This window comes from Rubritalea sp., assembly GCF_039830215.1.
GTDB lineage: Bacteria > Verrucomicrobiota > Verrucomicrobiia > Verrucomicrobiales > Akkermansiaceae > Rubritalea.
This window is the reverse complement of record NZ_JBDOPO010000003.1, coordinates 1-5635: the sequence shown is the minus strand read 5'-3', so window position 1 is coordinate 5635 and position 5635 is coordinate 1. Positions and strand designations below refer to the sequence as shown.

5 protein-coding genes and 1 pseudogene are annotated in these 5635 nt (G+C 48.6%); 1 reads left to right on the top strand and 5 read right to left on the bottom strand.

Features of this window, described 5'->3' with window-relative positions; translation table 11 throughout:
• Positions 1-410: 410 nt before the first annotated feature.
• The 5 genes from ABGY95_RS00050 to ABGY95_RS00030 form a co-directional block, all read right to left on the bottom strand.
• Positions 411-668 carry a hypothetical protein gene (locus ABGY95_RS00050; RefSeq protein WP_347439637.1) on the bottom strand — a complete coding sequence of 86 codons (258 nt, stop codon included), beginning with the start codon at positions 666-668 and terminating at the stop codon, positions 411-413.
• A gap of 78 nt (positions 669-746) precedes the next feature.
• A complete protein-coding gene (locus ABGY95_RS00045) occupies positions 747-1157 on the bottom strand; it encodes a DDE-type integrase/transposase/recombinase (protein ID WP_347439636.1) in 411 nt (136 codons plus the stop codon).
• On the bottom strand, positions 1154-1276 hold the full coding sequence (locus ABGY95_RS00040; RefSeq protein WP_347439635.1) for a hypothetical protein: 123 nt from the start codon (positions 1274-1276) through the stop codon (positions 1154-1156). Before ABGY95_RS00040 ends, ABGY95_RS00045 begins: the two co-directional genes overlap by 4 nt.
• Before the next feature lie 1065 nt (positions 1277-2341).
• Positions 2342-2944: a hypothetical protein gene (locus tag ABGY95_RS00035; protein WP_347439634.1), complete on the bottom strand. Its 603-nt coding sequence runs from the start codon at positions 2942-2944 to the stop codon at positions 2342-2344.
• A 688-nt stretch (positions 2945-3632) separates the two neighbouring features.
• Positions 3633-4508, bottom strand: a complete 876-nt coding sequence (locus ABGY95_RS00030; protein ID WP_347439633.1) for a LysR family transcriptional regulator — start codon at positions 4506-4508, stop codon at positions 3633-3635.
• Between the two features lie 129 nt (positions 4509-4637).
• Between ABGY95_RS00030 and ABGY95_RS00025 the strand changes: the two are divergent.
• Positions 4638-5635: pseudogene (locus tag ABGY95_RS00025) on the top strand (catalase); the annotation flags it as partial.

Here is a 5635-nt window from a genome sequence, read left to right as displayed (position 1 = left end):
GCCTGGGTTGTTTTTAGCGGCTGTGCACATGAGGTGCCTTTTAGCCGCCCTAAGCATGACATGCAGAGTACGAGGTGGGTCAGACATAAAATGAGCCCTTCTTACCCCAAGTTAATGGTGTTTTTCCCGCTGTTGTACGATATGCGAGTGCAAAGCCTAAAGTGATGCATTGGTTCGCTTTGAGGTTCACATTCAGCGAGCTGTTCCTTTGTATTTTACTGCTATTTGGATTTCTTAGCTGTTTGGCAGGTGTGCTTTCATTCTCTTTGGCGATTGGCTTAATGGACAGAGCTGAATGGTTGGGGCCTAACCATGTGCTTAAGTTAACGCGCATGCTTAGGACGCTAGTCCACAACACCCCACCTCTCTATGCACAAAATTTTTATAGTTCTCAGCCTCTTTCTTTGTAGTTATGGAGAAAAATCCTCTAGCATCAGTGAGTCACGAGTAAAGTCGGAAAGGTGACACAGTATGTGGCGCACACCCATGTTGAGTTCCATTTCAGCCTCGCTGTCCAGCCCGGTACCGATGCTCTGTTCAGCCGTCGTGCGGGATGCCATAAGGACGTTCACAACCATTGGCAGAAGTCGTTTAATGGTGAAGCGAACCGGGTGATGTCGCAGGAGATTGATAGCGAGTCGTTTCCAGATAAAAGAGTTCAAAACCATGTCTAGCATTGGAAATTCTACAGAATCGAGGATTCATTCGGCTTTACTGCGGGAGGAGAGGATCACGATGTTGGAGGGTTATTGGTCTGTCGTCATGTATTCAAAACCTTGTCTCGGCTGATGGAGTGCGCAGGTAGACTCCCTGCGTGGCATCGGATTCAGCGAAAAAAAGAGAGAGAATGTTTGGCGCAATGCTCGGAGAAAAAATGCGGTATCCATCGTGTTACACACTTCCCATGAAAGTACTGCACGCGTGTGCCAGTCCATCACAGCAATCAAGTAGGCGTGACCTATAGGCATTGGTATATAAGTGATGTCAGTACACCAGACTTCATCCGCAGCTGTTACAGGAGTGTCTCTGAGAATGCACGGGTAACTCTTGTGACCCTCATCACTGATCTTAGCCCTTTTGGGCTTTAAGCGGTTGCCGTTGACCTCTAGCAAAGCTGATTGCTGCCTAAGTGATGAATTTTGTTGAGTAGCAATCATAGCTTTTCGCTGGGATCGATTCCCAGCTGTTCGCACTTTTTTAGAAAAAAGCCCTTATCTCGCACGAGTTGCCCCACTTTACGCTCCATCTGTGCCTCTTTGACTTCGAGGTGTTTCAACTCTTTCTTGGTGGTGTTAGAACTCTCAAAAAGCTCAACCATTCGAGACTCTAACTCCTTTTTCCACTGACTGACCTAGGACGGAGCTACATCATTCTCCTGAGCTATGTTATTTACTGAGTGACTACCTTGGTGGGCTTCGGTGGAGACACGTGCTTTAAATTCAGTATGAGGAGTCTTTTCTTACCTTTTATTTGTCTAGTTTTCGGTGATTCAGCCACCGATGAACAGTCAGATATTTCAATATGCATTGGCTCCATTTCACGGAACCATTTCTGCTGAGGGTACACCATGCAAAAAAGTAAAGGAGTGGGTTAGCCAGTAATATGAAAGAATAGAGCAGCATTACCTACCCAGCTACAGTCCGAATCTCAACCCTCAGTAATATTTAAATAGGGACTTAAAGGCTTAATTAGCAAGAAGGCCGTCAGTTCGAACAGTCGGGCACTGCAAATCCCAGATGAAAGAGCAAATGCGCAGACTTCAGAATCACCAGAGAGAGTTAGAATATACGTTCACGGTTTAAGCATCAAATATTCATCCTAAAACGCTACCCCATCAATGTTATGCTCTGATTACTCAATATTCTGACCTTTTTTCTATGTTTAAATTGTCAATGGCTAGTGAGCCTATGTTGATAAACGATGAGCACTAACGTGTGACCTCGGAGGTGAACTCGAGCATAAGAGCAAGGCTACAGTGGCCAAGGAGCTTTACTGCGCAGCACAGGTGCAAGAGCACAGCCTTAGCTTTGGCAAAACCAAGTACAAAATAAGTGCTGATATCTACAGCGAAAGTGTGGGAATCAGTGTTTCTGTGTATGATAAGTGTTGACAATGTGACGATTGGTACTGCTCAGGTTGCGCATACCTAATGGATTTTGAGCAAAGACCGTGTGATGGTGGTAAACTACCACGTGTTAGAAAAACACACAAATTCAGGCTGGGGAGTACTTCTTTGAGGTGGAAGAGTCTGCGCGGTAAAAGAGGTTTTGGCCGCGGCTCTATGTGCCTAGCCACCTCCACCGGGTAGAGCAGCGTCGAGCCACAGTACACCAGAAGGACCCTATTTTTGGGGGTTGTGGAAGAAGTTCACTTTGGGAAACTTGTCGGGGAGATGAAAGTTTGGTTCACCAGCACCGAGGTCGGCTGCGCTGAGGAATTGCTGTTCGGGTGAGTTGAGTATGAAGGTGGCGTTGAGCTGTGACTCGGGGCCAAAGTTGAGCCTATCGCGTAGCTGCTCTAGTGGGAGGGCGGCAGCTGCCAGCCAAGATCCGTCTTGTCCCATATCGGCGAATGTTGCGACTTCAGGAAACGGCTTGTCTGCTATTTCTGCGCGGATCCGTGGGGCGGTGAATTCGGCTGTCCACCACGCTCCATTCGGGGAGAGGTTGAATTCTAAGTAGCGCCCGTTAGTTGGGTCGGTGAGAAAAAATTCAGCGACATCGTACTTCCAGAGCTCGGTCTTGAAGTCGCCGGGACGTGCCTCAGGGTGGAGAGTTGGTGCCTTTTGGTGGGAGACGACAAACCAGAGGTATTTGAGATCCACTGCAAAGCCGAAAGCCACTGGTGGCTTTACCGGTTTACCATACCAGTCCTTACCCACACCGAAGAGTGAGAGGTCGAGCGCGCCCCATGAGAGAGGTTTGTCTGAGATTTCAATATTCATGCACCCAGCAAAGCGTGTTTAGCTGTATACTGCCAAGAAATATTAGCCATTTCTTTTTGATGAAGAGCTTAATGGTGAGTTTGACGAAATTTCCAGTTCCAGCTGGCTCAGATATGCTGCTGACTAGGCGGTCGCCACTCTAGTTCGAAGTCGAGGACGACTGGATCCCCGACCCGTGCCAATAGCTGGCTCCATCAGTGATGACAGTGGGCGTGAGTGGGGCATTGCCATAGTCGTCGCTGACGGTTACTATTGAGGTTTTACGAAGCCTAGGCATTACTAGGTGGTTGGCTGGGGACCGTTCACTTTTATGAATCACAGCCATTCCATAAGCTGCTCAATATTAAAAGCTAGCTGTTGGCCAAGTTCGCTCAGTCTCGGCTTGGTGGAGCCGTGACTCCGACCCGAAACACTCATTCTGACACTCTCAAGCCGCGCGTGCCCTCTCGCACTTTTAGAAAGGCGAGATTGCTTTATTCTACAAGTCCTATGTGAATATCCTTCATCTCTACGGTCTTTGCCACAGGGGAGTTTTCTGAGTGACTAGAGCCAAGAACAATAGGGCATACTCAGTGTGAAAAAAGCTGTTAAAAACAGCAATACTAACTCAAGAATCACAACTACTCATTGAGTTGCTATGGGATGATTGTGATAATTAATTTCTACTTCCTAAGTGCAGCGAAGCTATTCAGGCTTTCACCTGTTGTGGCAGCTGAGTGTTGAGAGTGTCGACGAAGGCTTTGGCGGCTGGGTTGGGGTGTACTTGCGGGCGTGTAACTACTTGGATTAGGCGTTGGGCATTCGGGATTTCGCTGATTTCCATCGCAGGTTCGAGAGAGTTGGGTACCGCCATACTTGGAATCACGGCTGAGCCGAGGCCAGCTTTGACCAGTGAGATGAGAGTGGATATTTGGTCGCAACTTATGTTGTGGTCAATTGATTGGTTACACACTTCGATAGCTTGATCGCGTAAACAATGTCCTTCTTTGAGGCCAATCATTGGAAGTTCTTGGCTAGGAATGTGTGGATCTAGAGGGGTGGCGAGATAGAGCTTTTCTTTAAACAAAGGATGCTCATCTAAATGGGCGACGGTGCTGGTTGGGAGGCTTTCGAGGTCGCTCGTGATTGCTAGATCGACGTGGCCTTGGTGGACTTTTTTCGCCAAATTGCTGGTTGTGTCTTCATGGATGTCGAGCTGGATCCCTGGGTATGCCGTGATAAAATGTGGCAACACGAGTCGGGTCAGGTAGGGGGCTATCGTCGGGATGATCCCGAGTGAGAGCTTTCCTTGCTTTAGGTCTTCGGTCTGCCGGCACTCGGCCTCGATCGCACTTGCTTGCTGGAGGATGAGTCGAGCGCGGATGAGTAACTTTTCCCCCATCGATGTCATGGTCAGCGGGCGAGTATCGCGATTAATAAGGGGGAGACCCACGGATTGCTCTAGAGCTTTGACTTGCTGGCTCAGAGCGGACTGAGTGATGCCTAAGCGCTGGGCTGCTTTGGTGAAATGGCGAAGCTCAGAGAGTGCATCGAGGGCTGAGAGTTGGGTCGTAGTGAGGTGCATAGACATTCGTCTGAAAGATAATCTGGCGTTAGTATGCACGATAAGGAGTGCTAATAAATATAATTCTTTCAATACCATTTCCTACTAATGAAAAGGGAGTATAACTGTAGATAGTAAGAAGTCAGAACGATGCGTGAATCCGATCTAACAACAGCCAGTGGTGCTCCAGTGGCGGACAACCAAAATAGCCAAACGGCGGGACGCTATGGCCCAGTTCTTTTACAAGATGTGCATTTGTCGGAGAAGCTAGCGCACTTCAACCGCGAGAGGATACCCGAGCGTGTGGTGCACGCGAAAGGTGCGGGAGCATTTGCTTATATAGAAATCACCGAAGATATAACTGAACTTACCAAGGCAGCACCTTTTGCCGAAGTGGGGCAAAAGACCCCCTGCTTGTTGCGGTTTTCGACAGTAGGGGGCGAGCAAGGAAGCGCGGACGCCGAGCGTGATCCACGTGGCTTTGCTCTGGAGCTTTATACCGAGGAGGGGAATTGGGACATCGTCGGCAATAACACCCCGCTGTTCTTCCTGCGCGACCCTCTCAAATTTCCAGATTTCATCCATACACAAAAAAGGCATCCGGCCACGCATTGCAAAGATCCAGATATGTTTTGGGATTTTCTTTCTCTGACACCTGAAGCAACGCATCAAGTGACGGTGCTCTTCTCAGATCGCGGGACGCCAAAATCGTACCGTCACATGAACGGTTACGGTAGTCATACCTTTGCCATGGTCAATGCCGCCGGGGGGCGTGTGTGGGTGAAATTTCATTTCAAGACACTCGCTGGAATCCAGAACTTTACTGCAGAAGAAGCCCAACAGATGTGTGGTGAGAATGCCGACCATGCGACTCAGGATCTTTACGAGAAAATTCAAAAAGGGCAGTCCGCTTAATGGGAAATGTAAATCCAAGTGATGAGCGAGGAAGAAGCTGCGACCTACCGGTTTGACCCCTTTGATGTGACTAAGGTTTGGCCACATGCTGACTTCCCAGTACGCACGATTGGTAAGCTGGTCTTAGATCAAAACCCTAAAAACTATTTTGCTGAAATTGAGCAGGTAGCCTTCGCTCCTAGCAATATGATTCCGGGGGTTCGAAGCCAGCCCAGATAAGATGCTGCAAGGTA

Coding starts and splice junctions, on each gene's coding strand:
- ABGY95_RS00050 (WP_347439637.1), bottom strand. CDS start 668: ATGGTTTTGAACTCTTTTATCTGGAAACGACTCGCTATCAATCTCCTG.
- ABGY95_RS00030 (WP_347439633.1), bottom strand. CDS start 4,508: ATGCACCTCACTACGACCCAACTCTCAGCCCTCGATGCACTCTCTGAG.
- ABGY95_RS00045 (WP_347439636.1), bottom strand. CDS start 1,157: ATGATTGCTACTCAACAAAATTCATCACTTAGGCAGCAATCAGCTTTG.
- ABGY95_RS00035 (WP_347439634.1), bottom strand. CDS start 2,944: ATGAATATTGAAATCTCAGACAAACCTCTCTCATGGGGCGCGCTCGAC.